The organism is Desulfomicrobium apsheronum (assembly GCF_900114115.1).
Taxonomy (GTDB): Bacteria; Desulfobacterota; Desulfovibrionia; order Desulfovibrionales; family Desulfomicrobiaceae; genus Desulfomicrobium; species Desulfomicrobium apsheronum.
This window is the reverse complement of sequence record NZ_FORX01000017.1, coordinates 55,325-74,301: the sequence shown is the minus strand read 5'-3', so window position 1 is coordinate 74,301 and position 18,977 is coordinate 55,325. Positions and strand designations below refer to the sequence as shown.

At 59.3% G+C, this 18,977-nt stretch carries 19 protein-coding genes; 2 read left to right on the top strand and 17 right to left on the bottom strand.

What is annotated here, in order from left to right:
* Positions 1-9: 9 nt before the first annotated feature.
* The 11 genes from BMZ40_RS14685 to BMZ40_RS19330 form a co-directional block, all read right to left on the bottom strand.
* The gene (locus tag BMZ40_RS14685) at positions 10-723 is read right to left on the bottom strand and encodes a TVP38/TMEM64 family protein (RefSeq protein ID WP_092377415.1); all 714 of its coding nucleotides are present in this window, start codon (positions 721-723) and stop codon (positions 10-12) included.
* Entirely contained in the window at positions 720-1,052 is a 333-nt protein-coding gene (locus BMZ40_RS14680; RefSeq protein WP_092377412.1) for a hypothetical protein, read from the bottom strand. The genes BMZ40_RS14685 and BMZ40_RS14680 overlap by 4 nt, the downstream gene beginning before the upstream one ends.
* A 12-nt stretch (positions 1,053-1,064) precedes the next feature.
* Entirely contained in the window at positions 1,065-2,516 is a 1,452-nt protein-coding gene (gene gnd, locus BMZ40_RS14675; protein WP_092377409.1) for a decarboxylating NADP(+)-dependent phosphogluconate dehydrogenase, read from the bottom strand.
* A gap of 217 nt (positions 2,517-2,733) precedes the next feature.
* The gene (locus tag BMZ40_RS14670; protein WP_092377406.1) at positions 2,734-3,867 is read right to left on the bottom strand and encodes a DUF362 domain-containing protein; all 1,134 of its coding nucleotides are present in this window, start codon (positions 3,865-3,867) and stop codon (positions 2,734-2,736) included.
* 396 nt (positions 3,868-4,263) lie between these two features.
* A complete protein-coding gene (locus BMZ40_RS14665; RefSeq protein ID WP_092377403.1) occupies positions 4,264-4,746 on the bottom strand; it encodes a single-stranded DNA-binding protein in 483 nt (160 codons plus the stop codon).
* A 27-nt stretch (positions 4,747-4,773) separates the two neighbouring features.
* The gene (locus tag BMZ40_RS14660) at positions 4,774-5,124 is read right to left on the bottom strand and encodes a hypothetical protein (RefSeq protein WP_092377400.1); all 351 of its coding nucleotides are present in this window, start codon (positions 5,122-5,124) and stop codon (positions 4,774-4,776) included.
* Positions 5,124-5,774, bottom strand: a complete 651-nt coding sequence (locus BMZ40_RS14655; RefSeq protein ID WP_092377397.1) for a biotin/lipoyl attachment domain-containing protein — start codon at positions 5,772-5,774, stop codon at positions 5,124-5,126. The genes BMZ40_RS14660 and BMZ40_RS14655 overlap by 1 nt, the downstream gene beginning before the upstream one ends.
* Positions 5,767-5,919: a hypothetical protein gene (locus tag BMZ40_RS19670; RefSeq protein ID WP_177193195.1), complete on the bottom strand. Its 153-nt coding sequence runs from the start codon at positions 5,917-5,919 to the stop codon at positions 5,767-5,769. Before BMZ40_RS19670 ends, BMZ40_RS14655 begins: the two co-directional genes overlap by 8 nt.
* Before the next feature lie 14 nt (positions 5,920-5,933).
* A complete protein-coding gene (locus BMZ40_RS14650) occupies positions 5,934-8,174 on the bottom strand; it encodes a carboxyl transferase domain-containing protein (RefSeq protein WP_092377393.1) in 2,241 nt (746 codons plus the stop codon).
* Positions 8,175-8,282: 108 nt separating this feature from the next.
* Positions 8,283-9,713, bottom strand: coding sequence for a biotin carboxylase N-terminal domain-containing protein (locus BMZ40_RS14645; RefSeq protein WP_092377389.1), 1,431 nt, complete (start codon positions 9,711-9,713; stop codon positions 8,283-8,285).
* A gap of 2 nt (positions 9,714-9,715) precedes the next feature.
* Positions 9,716-10,087 carry a hypothetical protein gene (locus tag BMZ40_RS19330; protein WP_143075652.1) on the bottom strand — a complete coding sequence of 124 codons (372 nt, stop codon included), beginning with the start codon at positions 10,085-10,087 and terminating at the stop codon, positions 9,716-9,718.
* Here BMZ40_RS19330 and BMZ40_RS14635 point away from each other — a divergent pair.
* Positions 10,059-10,895 carry a purine-nucleoside phosphorylase gene (locus BMZ40_RS14635; RefSeq protein WP_092377381.1) on the top strand — a complete coding sequence of 279 codons (837 nt, stop codon included), beginning with the start codon at positions 10,059-10,061 and terminating at the stop codon, positions 10,893-10,895. The genes BMZ40_RS19330 and BMZ40_RS14635 overlap by 29 nt on opposite strands.
* Complete coding sequence (locus BMZ40_RS14630; protein ID WP_092377376.1) at positions 10,888-12,501, top strand: response regulator; 1,614 nt, start codon at positions 10,888-10,890, stop codon at positions 12,499-12,501. The genes BMZ40_RS14635 and BMZ40_RS14630 overlap by 8 nt, the downstream gene beginning before the upstream one ends.
* Positions 12,502-12,993: 492 nt before the next feature.
* Here the strand turns inward: BMZ40_RS14630 and BMZ40_RS14625 are convergent, their stop codons facing one another.
* The 6 genes from BMZ40_RS14625 to BMZ40_RS14600 all read right to left on the bottom strand — a co-directional run bounded on the left by BMZ40_RS14625 (position 12,994) and on the right by BMZ40_RS14600 (position 18,887).
* Entirely contained in the window at positions 12,994-14,328 is a 1,335-nt protein-coding gene (locus BMZ40_RS14625; protein ID WP_092377373.1) for a sigma-54-dependent transcriptional regulator, read from the bottom strand.
* 12 nt (positions 14,329-14,340) lie between these two features.
* Positions 14,341-15,855, bottom strand: coding sequence for a PAS domain-containing sensor histidine kinase (locus BMZ40_RS14620; protein WP_092377369.1), 1,515 nt, complete (start codon positions 15,853-15,855; stop codon positions 14,341-14,343).
* Positions 15,856-15,993: 138 nt separating this feature from the next.
* On the bottom strand, positions 15,994-16,695 hold the full coding sequence (locus BMZ40_RS14615; protein ID WP_092377366.1) for a hypothetical protein: 702 nt from the start codon (positions 16,693-16,695) through the stop codon (positions 15,994-15,996).
* 4 nt (positions 16,696-16,699) lie between these two features.
* Entirely contained in the window at positions 16,700-17,977 is a 1,278-nt protein-coding gene (locus BMZ40_RS14610; protein WP_092377363.1) for a sulfite exporter TauE/SafE family protein, read from the bottom strand.
* A gap of 60 nt (positions 17,978-18,037) precedes the next feature.
* Positions 18,038-18,433 (bottom strand): response regulator, encoded by a 396-nt coding sequence (locus BMZ40_RS14605; protein ID WP_092377360.1) that lies wholly within the window; start codon positions 18,431-18,433, stop codon positions 18,038-18,040.
* A gap of 22 nt (positions 18,434-18,455) precedes the next feature.
* Complete coding sequence (locus BMZ40_RS14600) at positions 18,456-18,887, bottom strand: response regulator (RefSeq protein ID WP_092377357.1); 432 nt, start codon at positions 18,885-18,887, stop codon at positions 18,456-18,458.
* Positions 18,888-18,977: the final 90 nt, after the last annotated feature.

The window sequence follows — 18,977 nt, the reverse complement described above, 5'->3', positions numbered from 1 at the left end:
GAATCTCCTTCACGCTGCGATTTTGCCCGCCAGCGCCTTGCGGGCCAGGCGTGTGACGACAACCGTCACGGCGACGGTGGCCAGAAAGCCCACCCCGTACAGAGCCCACTCCCCGGCTGTGCGCTCGCGCCCGCCAGCGCCAAGACCGGCCAGATCCCCGGCCAGGGAGCCGATGTACACATACATGATGGTCCCGGGGATCATGCCGATCCAGGAAGCCAGAAAAAAATCCTTGAGGCCGACCTTGGTCAGGCCGAAGGCGTAATTGAGGATATTGAAAGGGAAAACGGGCGACAGGCGGGTCAGAAATACGATCTTCCAGCCCTCGCGGGCCACGGCATCATCAACGGCCCTGAATTTCTCGTTGCCCGCGATCTTCGCGGCCACCCAGTCCCGGGCCAGATAGCGTCCCACCAGGAAAGCGCAGGTCGCGCCCAGGGTCGCGCCCACGGAAACGGCGATGAAGCCCTTGCCCAGACCAAAGACCACCCCCGCCCCGAGGGTCAATATGGACCCGGGCAGAAGCAGCACGCAGGCTATGATGTACAGGGCGACAAAAAGGATCGGACCCGTCGGACCGAGATCCGCGATCCACTGCAAGGCCTGCCGGAAAAGGGTCTGCACATCGAAGTACCGGGCTGCCGCCAGCAACAGCCCCGCAGCGAGAAGCATCGCCAGGATCTTGAGAACCCTGCCTTGCCGGAAAGATGCAACACGTCTCATGGGGCGACCTCCTGTTCGTTCAGGGGCCAGTCGTAATCGATGTACTCCAAATCATATCCGCCGCCTGAAAAGAAGCTGCGCATTTCATCGGAGACGTATTTTGCAATAAAATTCATGACCGCCCGTTCCTTGTTCTTGAGTCCGTCGAAACCCGATGCCGGGGAAAATCCAGGCACGAAATCCTTCCCGTGACATTTGAAGATAAACGAAATTCCGTGTCCGTGTTCAAATTTTGCAGCGCCGACAGGGCCGCTTGCCGCCCAGAAACGCAGAACGGCCGTCATGATGGCCGATCCCACGCATCGCGCGCATTTATTCGCAAATATCATTCCCCTTGCTCCCTAGACTTCATAGGACGTCGAGGAGGTCGCGCCGCCCCTCCCGGTCCAGTTGGTGTGAAAGCGCTCGCCGCGAGGCCGGTCCGTCCTCTCGTAGGTGTGGGCTCCGAAATAATCGCGCTGGGCCTGCAACAGGTTGGCGGGCAGCACAGCCGCGCGGTAGCCGTCGAAAAAGGCCAGAGCTGCCGACAGAGTCGGCATGGGGATGCCGCTCACGGCCCCGGCCGCCACGACGCGCCGCCAGCCGGTCTGGGCCTGCACGACCGCTTCGCTGAAAAAAGAATCAAGCAGAAGGTTCACAAGATCCGGGTTCTCGGAAAAGGCGCTTTCAATATTCTTCAGAAAGGCGGAGCGAATGATGCACCCGCCGCGCCATATCCTGGCGATTTTCCCATGGTCTAGGGCCCATCCCTGTTCTTGCGCCTCGGCCCGCAGAAGCTGAAAACCCTGGGCGTAGGAGACGATCTTGGCGGCATAGAGGGCCTGTTCGAGGTCTTCGAACAGCACGTCCATGCCCGATGGCGCGGGACCTGCGAGAACCTTGGAGGCGGCAAGACGCTCGTCCTTCAGGGCCGACAGGGACCGGGCGAAGACGGCTTCCCCGATGAGCGTAAGGGGCTGCCCCACATCAAGGGCCACGTTGACCGTCCACTTGCCCGTGCCCTTCTGCTGGGCGGCGTCGAGGATGACGTCGAGGGGGTAGGTGCCCTCCTCGTCGCGGAAACCGAGAATGTCCGCCGTGATCTCGATCAGGTAGGAATCGAGCCGCCCCATGTTCCAGCGGGAAAAGACGGCGCGCATGTCTTCGTTGGACATCCCGAGCCCGGCCTTCATCAGGTGGTAGACTTCGCAGATGAGCTGCATGTCGCCGTACTCGATGCCATTGTGCACCATCTTGACAAAATGCCCGGCCCCGCCTTCGCCCATCCACTCGCAGCAGGGCTCGCCGTCGGGCGTCACGGCGCAGATGCGCTGAAAAATGGGCCGGATGCTCTCCCAGGCCGGGGTGGCGCCTCCGGGCATGATCGAGGGGCCGGTCAACGCGCCTTCCTCTCCGCCGGAAATACCGGTCCCAACGAACAGGATGTTGTGCTCGCGCGCTTCCAGCACGCGGCGGCTGGTGTCCAGATAATGCGAATTTCCCCCGTCGATGATGATGTCGCCGGGTTCGAGCAGGGGGATGAGGGCTGTCATCAGCGCGTCCACGGCTTCGCCGGCCTTGATCATGCACATGACCTTGCGCGGCCTTGAGAGCGCCTGGACCAGTTCCTTAAGGTCATGACAGCCGATGATATTTTTGTTCGCGCCACGCCCGCTCATGAACGCATCGACCTTGACCACGGTGCGATTGAAGCAGGCCACGGTGAAGCCCTTGCCCTCCATGTTGAGCACAAGATTCTCCCCCATGACCGCCAGCCCGACAACTCCGATGTCCGCCAATCTATCGTGGCTCATACGCCCTCCGGCTTTCTGTTTCCTATCTGGCCTGCCTGGCGTCCATACCGTGGACAAGATTCCTGCTCACTTCCGGAAGGGTCCTGCACGATGCCGTGATCCGCATAAGCCAGGAACGTGACCAGCGGCAGCGTGTCGGCCGTATTCCGGCCAATCAGGCCGACAAAGTCAAAACCGTTCCGACTCGTCGATAAGCCCTCCGCTTCATGCACAGGGCTTATTTGACGGAGATCAGCTCATAGTCCCGGGTACCCAGTCCGATCTTTTCCGCATGATCGAGGCAGGAACGCCATTCCGACTGGGGCGTGGAGTTCTTGAAGTGGTCGTGATGGTCCAGAAAATCCGGCTTTGACAAGTTTTCGTAGAGCTGGCTCCCCGGGAGCGGCTTGGCCTTCATGCAGGCGTCCACGCAGGCCTGGTCCAGGGCCAACGGGTCGAAGGAAGCGAACATCCCGAGGTTGGGCAGGATGGGCGCGTCGTTTTCGCCGTGACAGTCGCAGTTGGGGGAGACATCCACGATAAGCGAGATGTGGAAGTGTGGACGGCCGTCCACGACCGCCTTGGTATATTCCGCCATGCGCTTGTTCAGGAGCTCGTTGGCCGCGAAATTCCTGAATGCGATGGCGTCGAAATTACACGCCCCGAGACAGCGGCCGCAGCCGACGCAATTGTCCTCGTTGACGCGCATTTTCCCTGCTTCCTCGTCGAAGAAAAGCCCCTCGTTGGCGCATTCCTTCAGGCAGGCCATGCAGCCCCGGCATTTGGCCTCGTCGATGGAGGCCTTGCCGCCGCTGTGCTGCTCGGTCTTGCCGGCCCGAGAGCCACAGCCCATGCCGATATTCTTGATGGCCCCGCCGAAACCGGTCATCTCATGTCCCTTGAAATGCGTCAGGCTGACGAACACGTCCGCGTCCATGACGGCCCGCCCGATCTTGGCTTCCTTGACATATTCCCCGCCGACCACGGGCACCGCGATATCGTCGGTTCCCTTCAGCCCGTCCCCGATGAGGATGGGGCAGCCGACCGACAGCGGCGAGAACCCGTTTTCCCAGGCGCATTCCAGATGCTCGAGAGCGTTCTTGCGCTTGCCCGGGTACATGGTGTTGCAGTCGGTCAAAAACGGCTTGCCGCCAAACTCCTTGACCAGGTCGGCCACGGCCTTGGCATAGTTGGGACGCAGATAGCTGATGTTGCCCAGTTCCCCAAAATGCAGCTTGATGGCCACGAACTTTCCGTCCATGTCGATCTCCCCGATCCCGGCCTTTCTGAGCATCTTCTTGAGCTTGGTGGGCAGCCCGTCTCCAAATGCCACCGTGCGAAAATCGGTAAAATAAACCTTCGCCTTCTCCATTTTCCTCACCTTTATTTCCCAACTTATTGATTACACACGACATGGCTACTTATCTCATCAAAAGACCGAGCCCATGTCCTGCCGTCATTCAACCCTGCTCCAGTTGTCTTCACTCACGGAGCTTAAAAAATCAAAGACCAAATAGTTGCCGCCATTTCCCGGGTCTGAAACGAGCCGAGCGGGTCCAAGGGAATGACGACCTGTTGCAATGCCATCTTTCGATAAAAAACAGACGCCATTTCCTTCAGAAACATCACAAGAATGACAAATCCCCAACAAGGAGAGCCTACTGGGGATTTGTTGATTTTCTCTATCGGGGAGTTGTCAACAACAAAAAAAGTGGAGTCATTTCAGTGACTCCACTTCTATTATTTACAGTTTGTAAAAAGGTATTCGCTAAAACGGCGCGTCATCCATCCCGCTGGCCTCGGAAGGGAAGGCCGGGCCCATGTCGTCGTCGTAGCCGGCCTTCCCGCCGCCCTGCTGGGGTGCGGCCTGGGGGCGCTGCTGGTATTGCGGGGCCTGGGCGTAGCCGCCTTCGGGCTGGCGGGAATCGAGTCCCTGCACGCGGTCGGCCTTGATTTCCGTGGTGTATTTCTCCACGCCGTCCTTGTCTGTCCACTTGCGGGTCTCGATCTTGCCCTCGATGTAGACCAGGCGGCCCTTGGAAAGATAATTGCCGCAGAATTCAGCCTGCTTGCCCCAGACCACGATGCGGTGCCATTCGGTCTTTTCGACCTTCTGCCCGTCCTTGCCCGTGTATGTCTCATCCGTGGCAATGGAAAAATTGGCCACCGGCTGCCCGGACGGAGTGTAGCGCATCTCCGGATCACGGCCCAAACGGCCGATCAGGATTGCTTTATTCAGACTACCTGCCATGTCGTCTCCTCGTGTATGTTGATTCGGTCATGGATTGGCCACCAGCCTTTCCAGCTCGCCAAGCCCCTCTTCGATCCTGTCGGAGGCCTGGTTGGCGGCCTGCGGATTCCAGTCGGCAAGGTGCCGCTGCAACTCCTCCACCGCCTGCACGACCTTGGGAAGTCCCGAGGCCAAAACCTTGCTGATGGCCTCGGCAATGACTCCGAACTGATACAGGTCATCAAGGGCCCTGACAAGCTCAAGCACCCCAGCCATCTCGTAGGGAAATCCGGGTTTGGTCTCTTCGAAGGCCAGGCTCCACAGCCGTGGCCAGGCCTTGCGGACATCTTCCTCGCTGTAGGTGTAGGCGTACACTCGAACTTGCAGGACCTTGCCCATCAGTCTCTCTCCTCCCAGTCGCTCTGCACTCGGCTGACGACTTCCTGAATCTGGCCAAGCTGGTCTTCGGGACAGACTCCGATGAGCGGGCTGTCCCGGTCCACGGAGTCGTTGGTCTCGAAATAGACGGCATAGATGATGCCGTCCGGGCCGCTGTACCGGATCGAGGTCTCGCGCTTCATGCGCGAAAGGATGAAAAGCTCCATCCCGTCCTTTATGTGCACGCTCTGGCTGCCCTTGGTCTTGATCTTGATGTCCACGTCGGGGAAGAAATAATACTTACCCTTCTCCGGGGCCAGAAACAGGGACAGGGAGCGGCGCAGGATACGGGCGATGACCTCTTCGCGGGTCAGGTAATGCCGGATGGTCATGAGTTCCTGACCGGCCTGCACGAACTGGCCGTTTTCGATCTCGCCCAGGGACATGACCTCGCCCTTCTGCGGGGCGAACAGAGGTTTCTTGACATTCTCGCGCTCCATCCGGACCAACAGAGTCCCGGGGACCTCCTTCCAGGTGCCGCTGGGGCCCACGACCCGCACTCCGGGCTCCTTGGCCACGAATTCCACTTTTCCGCTATGGGGAGCCTTGATGGAGATCTTCTCGTAAGGTTCCTCGCGCAGCTCCCGCAACAATTCTTTAACGTCAATCACTGATGACTCCTAACTGACTGAAAAATTCAAAATTCGCAGACCGTTCAAAAATGGTGAGATGCAAGGTAGCGAAAAAATCCAGGCGCGCGGTGTATTGCGCATACATGAGCGGTCTGGATTTTTCGCTGACGCGGCAGATCGCCATTTTTCTACGGTCTCCTAACGGTAATAAAGGTTGCGGCCGCCCATGGTTTGCAGGGACTGGACCAGGTTGCCCCGGATTTCCCGGCGATCCCAGATGCCCTGGATATGCCCGCGAGCCAGCGCCTGATAGGCGTTGTGGTAATTGGGCGGGATATCCATGCCTGTAGTCTCCTTGATGACTCCGGGACCGGCGAAACCGATATTGGCCGAACGCACCGAGAACTGGTACGGCGAGCATCCCAGAAAGCTGGCCACGGGCCCGGCGTAGGAATTGGTGTCGTAGAGCACCAGATACAGGCCGCCGGCTTCGGTGTAGCGGCGCACTGCCATGGTGCAGCGCGGCATCTGGATGACGCCGTTGACGCCTTCCTGGATGCGGATGCCTGCGGTGCCGTGCACATAGGACAGGAAAGGCAGCTGCTTCTTGCGCGCCCTTTCCATGGCGCGAATGAACTTCTCGCCCTCGGCCGCGCCTACGCTGCCGCCACGGAAAGCGCCCATGAACATGGCGACCATGACCGAAGTGCCCTCGATGCGGGCTTCAAAGGTCATGCACCCGCACTTGTGGCCGGTCTTGCGCTTGGCCTCGTCGAGCTTGAGGTCGAATCCCTCGAACTTCAGGGGATTGGTGGACTCGATCTCGCTGAAGACCTCGTAGATGGAGCCGGGATCGAAGATGTTGTGCAGATACCACTGGTATTCCATGGGAAAATGGTGCCCGCAAAAGCTGCACACTCCGGCCCACTCCCCGAAGAGATCCGGGGCCCACTGGTCAAGGCATCCGTGCACGGCGGTGTTGGGGCAGACCACGGCCCGGTCGAGCTTGGCCTGGGGGCTGACGTACTGCCACTTGCCGCTGTTCTGCGCACCGTCGTCCCAGGCGGACAGGGAAGTCAGTCCGGCCTTGTCCACGTCCTTCTTGGTCTTGCCGAAAGACAGCTTGGACATGACGTTCTTCCAGTATCGCGAAGAGCGGCCGACCACGACCTGCATCTCCGCGTGCATGTCCTCAGCCAGCTCCGTGACCTTCTTGTGCTGCTTGCCGAAGAGATCGTAGCGGAAATAGGAGTACAGGGAGGATATGAACTCACTGGTCCAGTCGCTGCCCCGGCTGAGCCAATGGCGCTTGTCCAGGTAGGCGTCCTGGGCCATGCGACGGAACTTCATGTAGCGGGTCCAGAGCAGACGCTCCTTGGCCCGGCTGTCGAGGCTCCAGCGCACGTACACGTCCGCGCCCTTGTGACGCCGCAGCGCAAGGGACCGGAAAAAGCGCATTCCCCGGACGTTCAGGACTATCTCGTCCGTCGAAGAGACCACGGATTTACGCAGCTTGCGGAAGAAGTCGTAATGCTCGGGCCGCGCGCCAAGCTCGGGCTCATTGATCTTCCAGTCCACAAAACCCATGGCGCGGTTGTCGTCCGCCGTCATCTTGAGCTGCTTGGCACAGTGCTCGATGAGTTTGGGTTCGGCGCGCTGCCCGCCGCGCAGGCGGCCTTCGATGGCGGCCGCGCCCTCGGGCGAGATGACCGAATAGTAGCCGTGCGACATCATGATGCGCGTGTCGGCAAGGCCAATGGCCTCGGCTCCGCCGGAACCGCCTTCGGAAATGACCGCCACGATGGGCACCTTGAGGCCGGCCATGTCATAGAGGTTGTCGGCAATCTGCTGCGCCGCGCCGGGATAGTCCTCGATGGGGTAGGAGCCCGGTGTGAAGATGTAGGTGTGGATCGGAATGTTCTCGGTCTCGGCGACCTTCATGTAGTACAGAGCCTTGGCGTTGCCCCAGGGCTTGACGGAACCGCCGTTGCGGAACTCCTGGCCGTGCCCCTTTTCCTGACCGATGACCATGACGGCCTGGTTGTGGACCTTGTTGCCACGCCTGCGGGTGATGTAGGCTCGGGCGATGAGCATGCTCGGATCGATGCTGTACTCGTCCTGACCGCCGATCTCGGTGTAGTTGTCGTACACGTTTTCAAGGATGTCCTTGAGGCAGATGCGTTGCGGGTGCCGGACGATGCGCACCTTGTTCATGGGGGTCAGCTCGCGTTCGAGCTTCTTCTCCAGGAAGCGAAACAGCTCTTCCAGAGTTTCCAGTTGCCTTATGGCTTCCTGCTTGGGCAGGCCCGGCTCGCGAGCGACATACTCGCCGAGCTTGGCTTCAAGCATGATGACATTGGTATTTTCATCGGGTCCGAAGATGTCCAGAATATATTTCAGGCGGTCCCGAAGTTCTTGTATGCGTTTTTCGATATCCATAAGAGTGCGCGATTGCCTCGCATGCTTGGGTTATGCCGGATTTTCCGGCGTAGCTTGAGCGCTTAATCAGTGCTCGGCGCGGATGTGATCCAGGCGCCGGCTTGAAACCTAGAAAGCCAGGATGCCCTCGGTCTTGCGTTTCAGGAATTCGACATTGGACTTCAGGGCTTCGCCGGAAGCGTTCTCACCCTGCAGGTTCAGCGAATTCAGGAATTCAACGCCACGGGCCTTGGCCTCGGCCAGATCCTTGCCCCAGATGATGGCCAGGGCCAGGTTGGGATCGAAGTCCGTCGGAATCTCGTATTCCCGGTCCGTGGGCACCTGACTGTGCAGCTTGAGCCAATCCTGCTCCGGCCAGCCAAAGGAGGTGATACGGCCCACCCAGGGAGAGAACTTGTTGTCCGGATCCTCGGCGATGATGCGGTATTCGATGCCGACGCCGTTCAGGGTGATGTCCTTCTGGGTGTAGCCAAGCGGCGCGCCCAGACCGACCCGGATCTGCTCGGCGATGAGATCGACCTCGCCCTTGCCCTTGATGGCCGCGATGCGCGCGGAGACCCCGTTCTCGACCTGGATGCGGGTGTTGACCTCCATCAGGAACGGCTGCCCCGTGGGGCTGACGATCCATTCCCAGGTGCCGACATTGTCATAACCGGCTTCGCGGGCCATGCGCAGGGAATATTCGGTGATGTCTTCGAGCACCTTCTTCGCGTCGAAGGCGTAGCGCAGGGAGGACGGATCGAACCCGGGCGCGACCTCGATGCGTTTCTGGTGTCCGAGAGACTGCACCGAGCAGTTGCGGGTGCCGAAATGGACGGGATTCTGGCCAGTGCGGTCGGACACGATCTGCACTTCCAGATGGTTGAAGTCGAAGATGCGCTGTTCAATGAGCACGCCTTCATCGCGGAATTGACGCTTGGAATAGCTCTTGATGCGTCGCAGGACGCTTCGGAACTTGTCCAGGTCGTCCACTTCCTCGATGCCCATGCCGCCGCCCCCGGCCGAGGCCTTGACCAGGATGACGGGTTTGTTGATGCCCTGTTCCTTCTGAAAATCGAACAGGGATTTGGCGATGTGTTCGGCTTCAAGATCGTCCGTCACGGGCTTGTCCGATCCGGGCACCGTGGGCACGCCCAGTTTGCGGGCCAGACGCTTGGTGTTGATCTTGTCGCCGAGCTCGCGGATGACCTGCCAGGAAGGCCCGATGAAAATGAGCTTCTGCTCGCGTTGGGCCACACGGCGGGCAAAGCGGTAATCCTCGGCAAAGAAGCCGTATCCGGGATGAATCGCCGTAGCTCCGGCCTGATCCGCCACGGCAAAGATTTCGTTGGCGTCGAGATATGAGCTGACACGGTACAGGGATTCGTCTCCGCCGAGTTTGCGCGCCAGGACGCAGTGCTCGCTGTCCTTGTCCGGCTCGGTGAAAAGCGCCACGAATGCCAGGCCAAGCTTGCGGCAGGCCTGCATGATGCGAATGGCGATCTCACCCCGATTGGCAATGAGAACTTTATGTTTCTTGGATTCGATGGGGTTCTTCATGTCTAAAAGAGCCTTTCCTTGTGTGAACTGTTGGGCGTTGAAAAAAGATAAAATTCCTTCATAAAGCCGGACCCGCTTATATCCATAATCGCATCGGGGCAAGTCCGGCAGGCTTGGCTTTCCTCGTCAAAAACGGAAATAAACTCTTCGGAATCCTTGCCAAAACCAAAACAATCCGCAAGAAAGATGAAAGATAAGTCTGATTTCTTTGCGACATGGACGCCTTGAAACAAGCCGGGGAGTTCCAAAAAGCCAGCTTGACAAATCAGTACACCAGCGTTTGGAGCGCTGTCCAGATCAACGGGCAGAAACGCTCCGTGACCCAAAAATTCAAGGATAACGATAATGACCGATATACAGACCAGAGCCCGCACCGCCACCGACTGGATCAGAAAAAACTGCCCCTCCATCCCCAACACCGCTCTTGTGCTCGGCAGCGGCCTGGGAAAATGGATCGAATCGGCATGGATTCAAAAAAGCATCCCCTATGCGGACATCCCCGGGTTCCCGGTCTCCACCGTTGAAGGACACGCAGGGGCCCTTCTTGTGGCCGAGATAAAGGGCACGCCGGTCTTTGTCTTTTCCGGCCGCTTTCATCTCTACGAGGGCTACAGCCCGCAGGAAGTGACGCTGCCCATCGCCTGCCTTGGTCTGCTCGGGACCGAAAACCTGATCCTGACCAATGCCGCCGGAGCCCTGAATCCCCTGTTTGCCACCGGCGGGCTCATGCTGCTGACCGACCACATCAACATGACCGGACACAACCCTCTGACCGGCCCCAATGTCGACGACTGGGGACCGCGTTTCCCGGACATGTCCCAGGTGTATTGCCCCGTCCTGCGCGAGCAGGCCATGCAGGCCGCCATGAATTGCAGACAGCGCCTGGAACAGGGAGTCTACGTGGCCGTGGCCGGCCCCAGCCTTGAAACTCCGGCCGAGACGCGCATGTATCGCATCATGGGAGCCGACGCCATCGGCATGTCCACGGTGCCCGAAGCCATCACCGCCCACCACATGGGCCTCAAAATCCTGGGCATATCCTGCCTGACCAACAAGAACCTGCCGGATTGCATGGCCCAGACGTCTCACGCAGAGATTCTGGACCAGGCCAATGCCTCCGCCGATGCCCTGGGCTCGCTCCTGTCCGCCCTCATCCCCAACCTGGGAGGTCGCCATGGCTGATCACGCTCATCTGCTCGCCGAGATCAAGGACAATATCCGAGGGAAAGACCCCATCAAGGCGCGTCTGGTGCTGGGTTACCTGGAGAACATGGATAAAAATATCCGTGAGCAGGTGCTTGGCGCGTTTCGGGAAGCCGCGCCCGAGTTCGCCGTGCCTGTCCTCTGCCGGTTCATTTCCGAACACCGGGACATGGTCGCAAATCTACCGATGGTCAGGGAACTTCTGGCCGTCAAGATGCTGGCCCAGCCCCAATTGCTCGCCAAGGCCATAAGCGACCCTCAGACTCCGTGCCGCGACATGTACATATTGATGGCCGGAGAGCTGCGCCTGGAGGAAGTGGTCGACAATCTGATCGAAGCCCTGCTCGCGGCCACGGACGTAGGCGAAATCAACCAGATCCTCGACACCCTGGGTGAAATCGGCGATCCACAGGCCACCAACACCGTGAGCGAGTTTCTCTACTCCGGCAACCGGACCCTGATCATCACCGCCACCAAGGCCCTTGGCAAGCTGGGCACGCCCACCGCCATGCTGCGGCTTGCGGAACGCATGGGCACGGACAACCAGCTCGATCTGCTCATCCTCGACATCTTCGCCAAGGTCCAGGACTCCATCTCCCTGGACAAGCTCAACGAGGCCATGCGCTCCCATTACGCCCATCTGCGCACCTACGCCAAAAAAACCCTGGTCGGCATCGGTCCCAAGGCCGTGCCCATCCTGACCGAGAATCTACTCTTCGACGACGCAGATCTGCGCATCCATACATTAAATGTGCTGGGCGACATCGGTGACCCGGCCGCCATCTCGCCCATCCGCAAGCTGCTGCACACCCACCCCGCCAACGCCAACGTGCGCTTCGCCGCCTACGAAGCCCTGGGCCTCTTGCCGCTGGACCGTGGGGCTTACGTGCTGACGCAGGGCCTGAGCGATCCGGTGGATCACGTGTGCATCGCCGCCGCCAAGGCCATCGACCGCAATTTCAACGAGATCATGGCCGCCGGAATCAAGAATCTGGCCAGCGAAAGGGATGAGGACGCCCAGCGCATCATAAGGACCGCCATCAACGCCCAGGCCAAACAAATATTCCTGAGCCTCATGGAGGAGGAACGTTTCCAGCCCATGGCCCTCAGTCAGCTGTCGAAGGCCCATCAGGACATCCGGGACTTCTTCTACTCCATTCTCAAAGAACACGGATATTCGGGACTGGCCCTGAAGCTTCTGGCCCCGGAAGAGAAAAAGACGGTCCGCAAGCGCATCTGTGCCGTGGATGACTCGCGCATGATCCTTAACATCTACAAGTCCACCCTGCATGAGCTGGGCTATGAGCCCGTGCTTTTCGAATTCCCGGCCAGCGCCCTGGAATGGCTGCAATCGAACACGCCGGAGATGGTGCTGACGGACCTGAACATGCCGGACATAACCGGCATCGACCTGACCCGGGAAATCCGCAAGTCCTTCTCCAAGAAGGATCTGCCCGTGATCATGGTCACGACCCAAGACGAAGCCAACGACAACAAGGCGGCCCTGGAGGCCGGAGTCAACGACATCCTGCGCAAGCCCTTCACGGCCGAAAGTCTGGGGGCGGTTTTCAAGAAGTATCTGTAGAAAGCGGAAATCACCTGGACCGCTCCAACCCGGACCGCGACCGCCATGAGATGCCTTCAAAGAAAAGTCATGGATCCCCTTCTTCAAGGGGATGATGGCGCTTTGCAGCGGCTTTTATTCCCCGCGTCCCGACATTTTCGACAATCTGGGCATCTGAAATTTTCAGACAGTTCGCCCCACCACCGAACGAGCGGATCGGGTTGGGGCGGGCGAGGGGCGCCGACTGTCTGACTGAGCCAGGCATCGTTTGTTGAATCGTTGCCCACCGCGCTATCCGGATTTTTCGCCCTGCACGCAGCGATTCAACTCTACGAGGCCGGAGAAGGAGTTTCGACGGCCCTTGCCCGCTCCAACCCGGCCCGCGACCGCCATGAGATGCCTTCAAAAAAAGACATGGATCCCTTTCTTCAAGGGGATGACGGCGCTTTGCAGCGGCTTTTATTCCCCGCGTCCCGCCATTTTCATTTTCAACATCCTGGTCAATGGAAAAAATCACCCCAATCCCAAACGCTTCAACTTCTCCCTGAGCGTCTTGCGGTCGATGCCCAGGATCTCGGCGGCACGGGTCTTGTTATCTCCGATGCGGGCCAGGACCGCGCGGATGTGATCCGCTTCGACCTCGGCCAGGGTCTTGTCCCCATGGCGGCCGCGAGTGATGGAAAAGCGCATGGACTCTGGCAGATCGGTGATGTCGATGACCGGCCCGTCTCCGACGATGACCAGACGCTGCAACAGGTTCTCAAGCTCCCGCACATTGCCGGGCCAGGCATACTGCGCCACGGCGTCCAGAGCCTCATCGGTCATGCGCGGGGGCTCACAGTTCATGTCCGCAGCGAATTTGCGCAGGAAATGATTGGCCAGCATGAGAATGTCGTCCCCGCGCTCGGCCAGGGATGGCAGGCGGATCTCCACCACGTGGATGCGGTAAAAGAGATCCTCCCGGAAAAGGCCCTGCTCCACCAGCCGCTTCAAATCCTTGTGCGTGGCCGCGATGATGCGGGTGTCCACGGTGCGGGTGCGTGACGACCCGACCATGCAGAATTCCTTGCTCTGCATGACCCGCAACAGCTTGGCCTGCAGATTTGGGCTGGCGTCTCCGATTTCGTCCAGAAAGATGGTCCCGCCGTTGGCGATCTCGAAAAAACCGGCCCGGCTGTCCTTGGCCCCGGTGAAGGCTCCCTTGACGTGGCCGAAGAGTTCGCTCTCAAGCAGGGTGTCGGGAATGGCCGAGCAGTTGACCGGCACAAAGGCAGAGGCCCTGCGATCGCTGTTGTAATGCACCGCGCGGGCGACCAGTTCCTTGCCCGTGCCCGATTCTCCGGAAATGAACACATTGGCGCTGGTCTGCGCGGCCTTGCGGATAAGTCCGTAAACGGCCTGCATCTCCGGACAGTTGCCGATGATCCCAAAAGCGCTGAGCTCCTGGTCGTCGGCATGGGCGGCGCGTCTTCTGGCCTGTTTTTCAAGAATGCGCCGAACCACGGCCAAAAGCTCCTCGCCGGTGAACGGCTTGGCCAGGTATTCCCCGGCCCCGTCGCGCATGGCCTCCACGGCCCCGCTGATCGAGGGATAGCCCGTGATCATCATGATCTCGGTGTCTTTAAAATTGTCCCGCACATATTTGATGAGTTCCAGTCCGTTGGCTCGGGGCATCTTGTAATCGGTGATGATCAGATCCACGGGCGTCTCGTCCAGAAAGGCCCCGGCTTCCTCGACGCTGCCGCAGGTATGCACCACATACCCCGCCCCGGTCAGATTGCGCGAGATGACTTCGAGGGTGGCGGGGCTGTCATCCACGGCCAGAATTGTCGTAGCCTTGTCCTGCATGCTCTTTCGTCCTTATTTGTCGTCGATGGCCGAATTGGTTTCGCGCACGCTCCGGCTGCATGGAAACGTGATCTCGAAACGCGTGCCCTGGCCCGGTTCGCTTTCAACTTCGATGATCCCTCCGTGCGCATGGATAATCCCGTGCACCACAGCAAGACCGAGGCCCGTACCCTGATCCACGTCCTTGGTGGTGAAGAACGGGTTGAAAATCTGGCGCATGACTTCCGGGGTCATGCCTACTCCGATGTCGCTGACCAGAAGATAGACGTCATCCTTGAAGGACAGGGTTTCTATGGTCAAGACCCCTCCCCCCGGCATGGCGTGGATGCCGTTGACCACCAGATTGACGATGACCTGCTTCAAATGCTGCGGATCGGCCATGATCGAGGGCAGTCCTTCGGCCAGGTTCATGCGCACCTCGACCTTGCCCCGGGAGGCGCTCATCTCGATGAAGTACAGGGAATCGCGGATGATCTGATTCAAGTCGATCAGGGTTTTGCGCAGCGGCACCTGGCGACCGAAGATCATCAGTTTCTTGATCACCTCGCGACTGTGCAGCGCCGCTTTTATGATGTTGTCCAGATCCTTCATGACCTGCGCCGGAAGGCCGGGAGTCTGTTCGGCCAACTGCGCAAAACCCAGAATGTTGGCCAGTGGCTCGTTCAGCTCATGCGCCACGCCGGCAGCGAATTGGCCGATCTTGGCCAGCCGATCGGCATGCTGCAGTTGACGTTCGAGGTTCCTTTTTGTCGACAGGGCCTCGCGCTTGGCGATGATCCAGCCCACATGCTTGGCCAGGGCCCCAAGCAGTTCGGACTCCGTGGACAGAAAGGCGAACTTGGTCCCGTCCTCGGCGCTCCCCGACAGGCTGACACTCAAGTGCCCGCGCTTCACCTTATGCACGAGCACATCCTGCTCCAGGCGGCACGAGGCGTCGGGCGTGAACTTTCCGCTGATGATCACCTCGCCGTCGAGCAGCAAGCGCACGCCGGTGGACTGGGGATACTGGAACGAGGGCGGGATGATGGCCAATATCTCGCGCAGAATGTCCGGCAGCTCGCTGTCCATGTTCGAGACGATGCGATTCATGGCGTGCAGGCAGGACAGCTCCTTGTTCAGGGCCACCAGCCGCCCGTGCTCGATCAGCAATTCATGCTGCCGCAGTACATGGGCCGTGACATCCTGGCCTACGCAAAGGACACTGACCAGACTGCGCCGGGAGTCGAACAAGGGCTTCATGTTCCAGTCGATATAAATCTTGCGGCCATCCCTGGCCATGAGCGAGCCTTTCATGAACGCCAGGGTCCCGGCCTCAACAATCCCGGCAAAAATCGCCCGTAAAGAGTCCACCCGCTTGGCATCCACGCAAAGCTCAAACCAGTCCCGACCTGCGATGTCGCCGATCTCGTATCCGGAAAGCGCCTCGAAACGCGAATTTCCATGGATGATCCGCCCGTCCTCGTCCAGGGTGATGACGATGCCGTGGCTGAGTTCCATGACGGTATTGTAATATTCGGAAAGATTCATGTGCTCTCCCGTACCTTGAGCCGCGCCACCTGGCAAAGGACATTCGCCCGGCCCAAAAATTTCGGCGCGGCCTCCAGGGGAGGCCACGCCGACGATGATGATTCTCTTGCAGGGAAAGCCCCTGCAATGCGTTTATGATCAATGACCGCTGATCTTCAGGCCCCAGCCTTCAAAGATGAAGAGGATGCCGAAGCCGTACCACATGGTGTAGACGACATAGAAAACCAGGGAGAAGATGACGATCCCGGCCTTGTCCCTGATCTGCTCGGGCACCACGCTGTAGTAGTTGTAGGCGGTCTCCACGACCTTGGAATTGATGTTGAAGGCAACCTTGGCTTCGGCGAACGCCTTCTGTTCCTTCAGTTCCTTGTCGAAACCGGCCAGGATCGTGCTCCAGTTGTAGAGCGCCTGGCGATCATCCTTGGACTGGAACGCCGGATACTTGGTCTTGAGCGCCGCGCCGTCGTTGTGATACATGCGGTCCGCATCATCAAGAATGGTGCTCAGGATGGCGAAATAATCGCCGGCTATGGTCAGGTCCTTTCCTTCAGCCGTCGCCGTTGCTCCGGTGGCGGCGATCAGTGCGACGCTATCGGCGGCCTGCGTCTCGTTTTCCATCTTCATGGTCACGTTGACCTGATAGCCGGACACGGTCTTGGCCTCTTCCTTCAGGTTGTCCACATAGTAGGCCGAACCCTTGGAGATAGAATTGTAAAGATTGTCCAGATATCCCATGGCGTTGTGCCCGTCGAAAATGGGCTGGAACATCGCAATAAGGACTACGAAGAAGGCCACGATCAGGACAAGTCCCCCGGTGAATTCCTTTTTGTTATGAATCATAGCATCAGTCCTCATACTTCAGAGTCTTGATATTCTTGAAAAATGCCCCGAATACCCAGATACCGAACAGGGCAATGACGATGAAGAACAGGTACATGCCCACCGTATCCATGCCCTTGGTGAAACCTGCCAGCGACTCGGGCAGATAGCCCATGGCGACCATCTTTTTGGGCAGCGCGAAGAACCGGTTCACGAAACCGGCCATGACCGAAAGGGCGAAGAAGCCGCGGATGGTGATACCGGGCACGACCTTGGTCACCAGTGCGCCGACCTGGATGCCGACCAGAGAACCGAGCAGCATGCCCATGGCCAGGGTGTAGAAGATGAAGCCGTAGATGGCGTACTGGGTGATGGCGCCATAACCGGCCGTGAACACGATCTGGAAGATGTCCGTGCCGACGGTGGTGAGCGAAGAGACGCCCAGGATGTAGACGAAGATCGGGAAGGTCAGGAAGCCGCCGCCGACGCCCATGATGCCTGCGGCCATGCCGACCAGGATGCCGGACAGAACCAGGAAGACCCAGGAGATCTTGCGCCCGCCGGGAATGAGACCCTGGTCGAAGGAGACCATGGGCGGCAGATTCACGGACTGCAGTTTCTTGGCGATGCCGGTCATGCCGGCGCCTTCGCTGGTATCATGCGCGCCGCCGGAATGGCCGGCCTTCTTGGCGCTGAAGTAGTCGTACATGCCGTAAAAGCCCAGAAAACCGAGCATGACCGTGTACACGGTGGTGATGAAGGCGTCGCTCAAAACCGGATTCACATTGTAGAGCGCACGGTTGATTCCCGCACCCACGGTCGTGCCGACGATGGCGCCGATCAGAAAAACGAAGGCCAGGGGTACGGACACGTTGCCCATCTTGCGATGCAGGACGCTGCCCATGATGGCCTTGGCGAAGATGTGAAAGAGGTCCGTGCCGACGGCCAGGATGCCCTTGACGCCCGCGCTCATGAGCGCCGGTGCGATGATGAAGCCGCCGCCCGCGCCGATACAGCCCGAAATGAGGCCCGCTCCCACGCCGACGAAAATCGACACGAAGAAAATATAAAGGCTGTAAAAGGACGGACTGTAAGCTTCCTTGCCTCCGATCACTGTCGGCAAGGCCTGTCCGATTTCATCGGCATAGGCCCATCCGCCAAGCAATGCAGGGATGAGCATGAGGCAGAGCAACCAGATCCGCTTCTTGTCACCCAGGATGATCCGGGCGTTTTCCACTTCCCACCGGGCAAAGGACCGTGAGCCCTCCACCATGAATGATCCCCAATCTTTAAAGAATCCCATACGCGTTACCGCCTCCTCGTAATCTTGTGTATACAGGACCATGTTCCCTGTGCAGGTGGCTTACTCCAACCCGCGCCTCTCACCCGCTTTCCTGCTCCGGGAACAGGCCTCCCGGATTTTGCCTATCAGGACATCAAGCTCCACTGGCTTCATCAGATAGTCGAACGCGCCCATGGCCATGCCCGAAATGGCGACTTCCATGTCGGCGTGCCCGGTCAGCATGAGCACCTGCACCTGCGGAAAACGCAGCTTGATCTCCCGCAGGACCTGAATGCCGTCCATGTCCGGCATGCCGACATCAAGCACTACCACATCGGCGGGTTCCGTCTGCAGCGCTCGCAAACCTTCAAGGCCGCTGCCTGCCGTCCTGACGAGAAAACCCCTTTTGCGCAGACGCTTGGCCATTGTGGCCAGGAACTGCGTCTCGTCATCGACAAGAAGGATGCTGTCAGTCATGAGCGCTCCATTTTGATCGCCGCTACGTGCGGCGACTGGCGATCTCCCGAACCCGTGCGTCGACTATCTTCTCTTCATGCCTGCGCTTCTTCTCCACCGCTTCCTTGACCTTTTCGACCAGCACATCAATGGCGCAGGGCTTCATCAGATAATCCGAAGCCCCCAGCCGCATGCCGTCGATGGCCGATTCCACGGTAGCGTGTCCGGTCAGCATGATCACCTCCACCAGAGGAAACTGCTGTTTGATGAGTTGCAGCATCTCGATGCCGCTACGCCCGGGCAGCTTCACGTCAAGGATGACAACCTCGATCTCGCCATGCACAGCAAGCTTCTGCATGGCCTCTTCGCCGCTGCTTGCGTGAAACACTTCCATGCGCCGCATGGTCAGGCGTTTCTTCATGATTTCGATGAACTGCGCATCGTCGTCGACAAGCAAGATATTGGCGTCGGTCACTCAGTCCTCCTTGACTGGCCTGCCCGCCTGATCGGCAAGCAAGCCTCCTTCTGGTTCAATCGCTTAAAGCAACGCGCATGCCAACGTGCG

What these genes read in the sequence shown, in the direction of transcription:
- gnd (WP_092377409.1), bottom strand. Translation starts at nt 2,516, where the DNA reads ATGAGCCACGATAGATTGGCGGACATCGGAGTTGTCGGGCTGGCGGTC.
- BMZ40_RS14685 (WP_092377415.1), bottom strand. Translation starts at nt 723, where the DNA reads ATGAGACGTGTTGCATCTTTCCGGCAAGGCAGGGTTCTCAAGATCCTG.
- BMZ40_RS14645 (WP_092377389.1), bottom strand. Translation starts at nt 9,713, where the DNA reads ATGAAGAACCCCATCGAATCCAAGAAACATAAAGTTCTCATTGCCAAT.
- BMZ40_RS14635 (WP_092377381.1), top strand. Translation starts at nt 10,059, where the DNA reads ATGACCGATATACAGACCAGAGCCCGCACCGCCACCGACTGGATCAGA.
- BMZ40_RS14620 (WP_092377369.1), bottom strand. Translation starts at nt 15,855, where the DNA reads ATGAATCTTTCCGAATATTACAATACCGTCATGGAACTCAGCCACGGC.
- BMZ40_RS19670 (WP_177193195.1), bottom strand. Translation starts at nt 5,919, where the DNA reads ATGGCGATCTGCCGCGTCAGCGAAAAATCCAGACCGCTCATGTATGCG.
- BMZ40_RS14630 (WP_092377376.1), top strand. Translation starts at nt 10,888, where the DNA reads ATGGCTGATCACGCTCATCTGCTCGCCGAGATCAAGGACAATATCCGA.
- BMZ40_RS14670 (WP_092377406.1), bottom strand. Translation starts at nt 3,867, where the DNA reads ATGGAGAAGGCGAAGGTTTATTTTACCGATTTTCGCACGGTGGCATTT.
- BMZ40_RS14610 (WP_092377363.1), bottom strand. Translation starts at nt 17,977, where the DNA reads ATGGGATTCTTTAAAGATTGGGGATCATTCATGGTGGAGGGCTCACGG.
- BMZ40_RS14625 (WP_092377373.1), bottom strand. Translation starts at nt 14,328, where the DNA reads ATGCAGGACAAGGCTACGACAATTCTGGCCGTGGATGACAGCCCCGCC.
- BMZ40_RS14605 (WP_092377360.1), bottom strand. Translation starts at nt 18,433, where the DNA reads ATGACTGACAGCATCCTTCTTGTCGATGACGAGACGCAGTTCCTGGCC.
- BMZ40_RS14680 (WP_092377412.1), bottom strand. Translation starts at nt 1,052, where the DNA reads ATGATATTTGCGAATAAATGCGCGCGATGCGTGGGATCGGCCATCATG.
- BMZ40_RS14665 (WP_092377403.1), bottom strand. Translation starts at nt 4,746, where the DNA reads ATGGCAGGTAGTCTGAATAAAGCAATCCTGATCGGCCGTTTGGGCCGT.
- BMZ40_RS14650 (WP_092377393.1), bottom strand. Translation starts at nt 8,174, where the DNA reads ATGGATATCGAAAAACGCATACAAGAACTTCGGGACCGCCTGAAATAT.
- BMZ40_RS14660 (WP_092377400.1), bottom strand. Translation starts at nt 5,124, where the DNA reads ATGGGCAAGGTCCTGCAAGTTCGAGTGTACGCCTACACCTACAGCGAG.
- BMZ40_RS14615 (WP_092377366.1), bottom strand. Translation starts at nt 16,695, where the DNA reads ATGATTCATAACAAAAAGGAATTCACCGGGGGACTTGTCCTGATCGTG.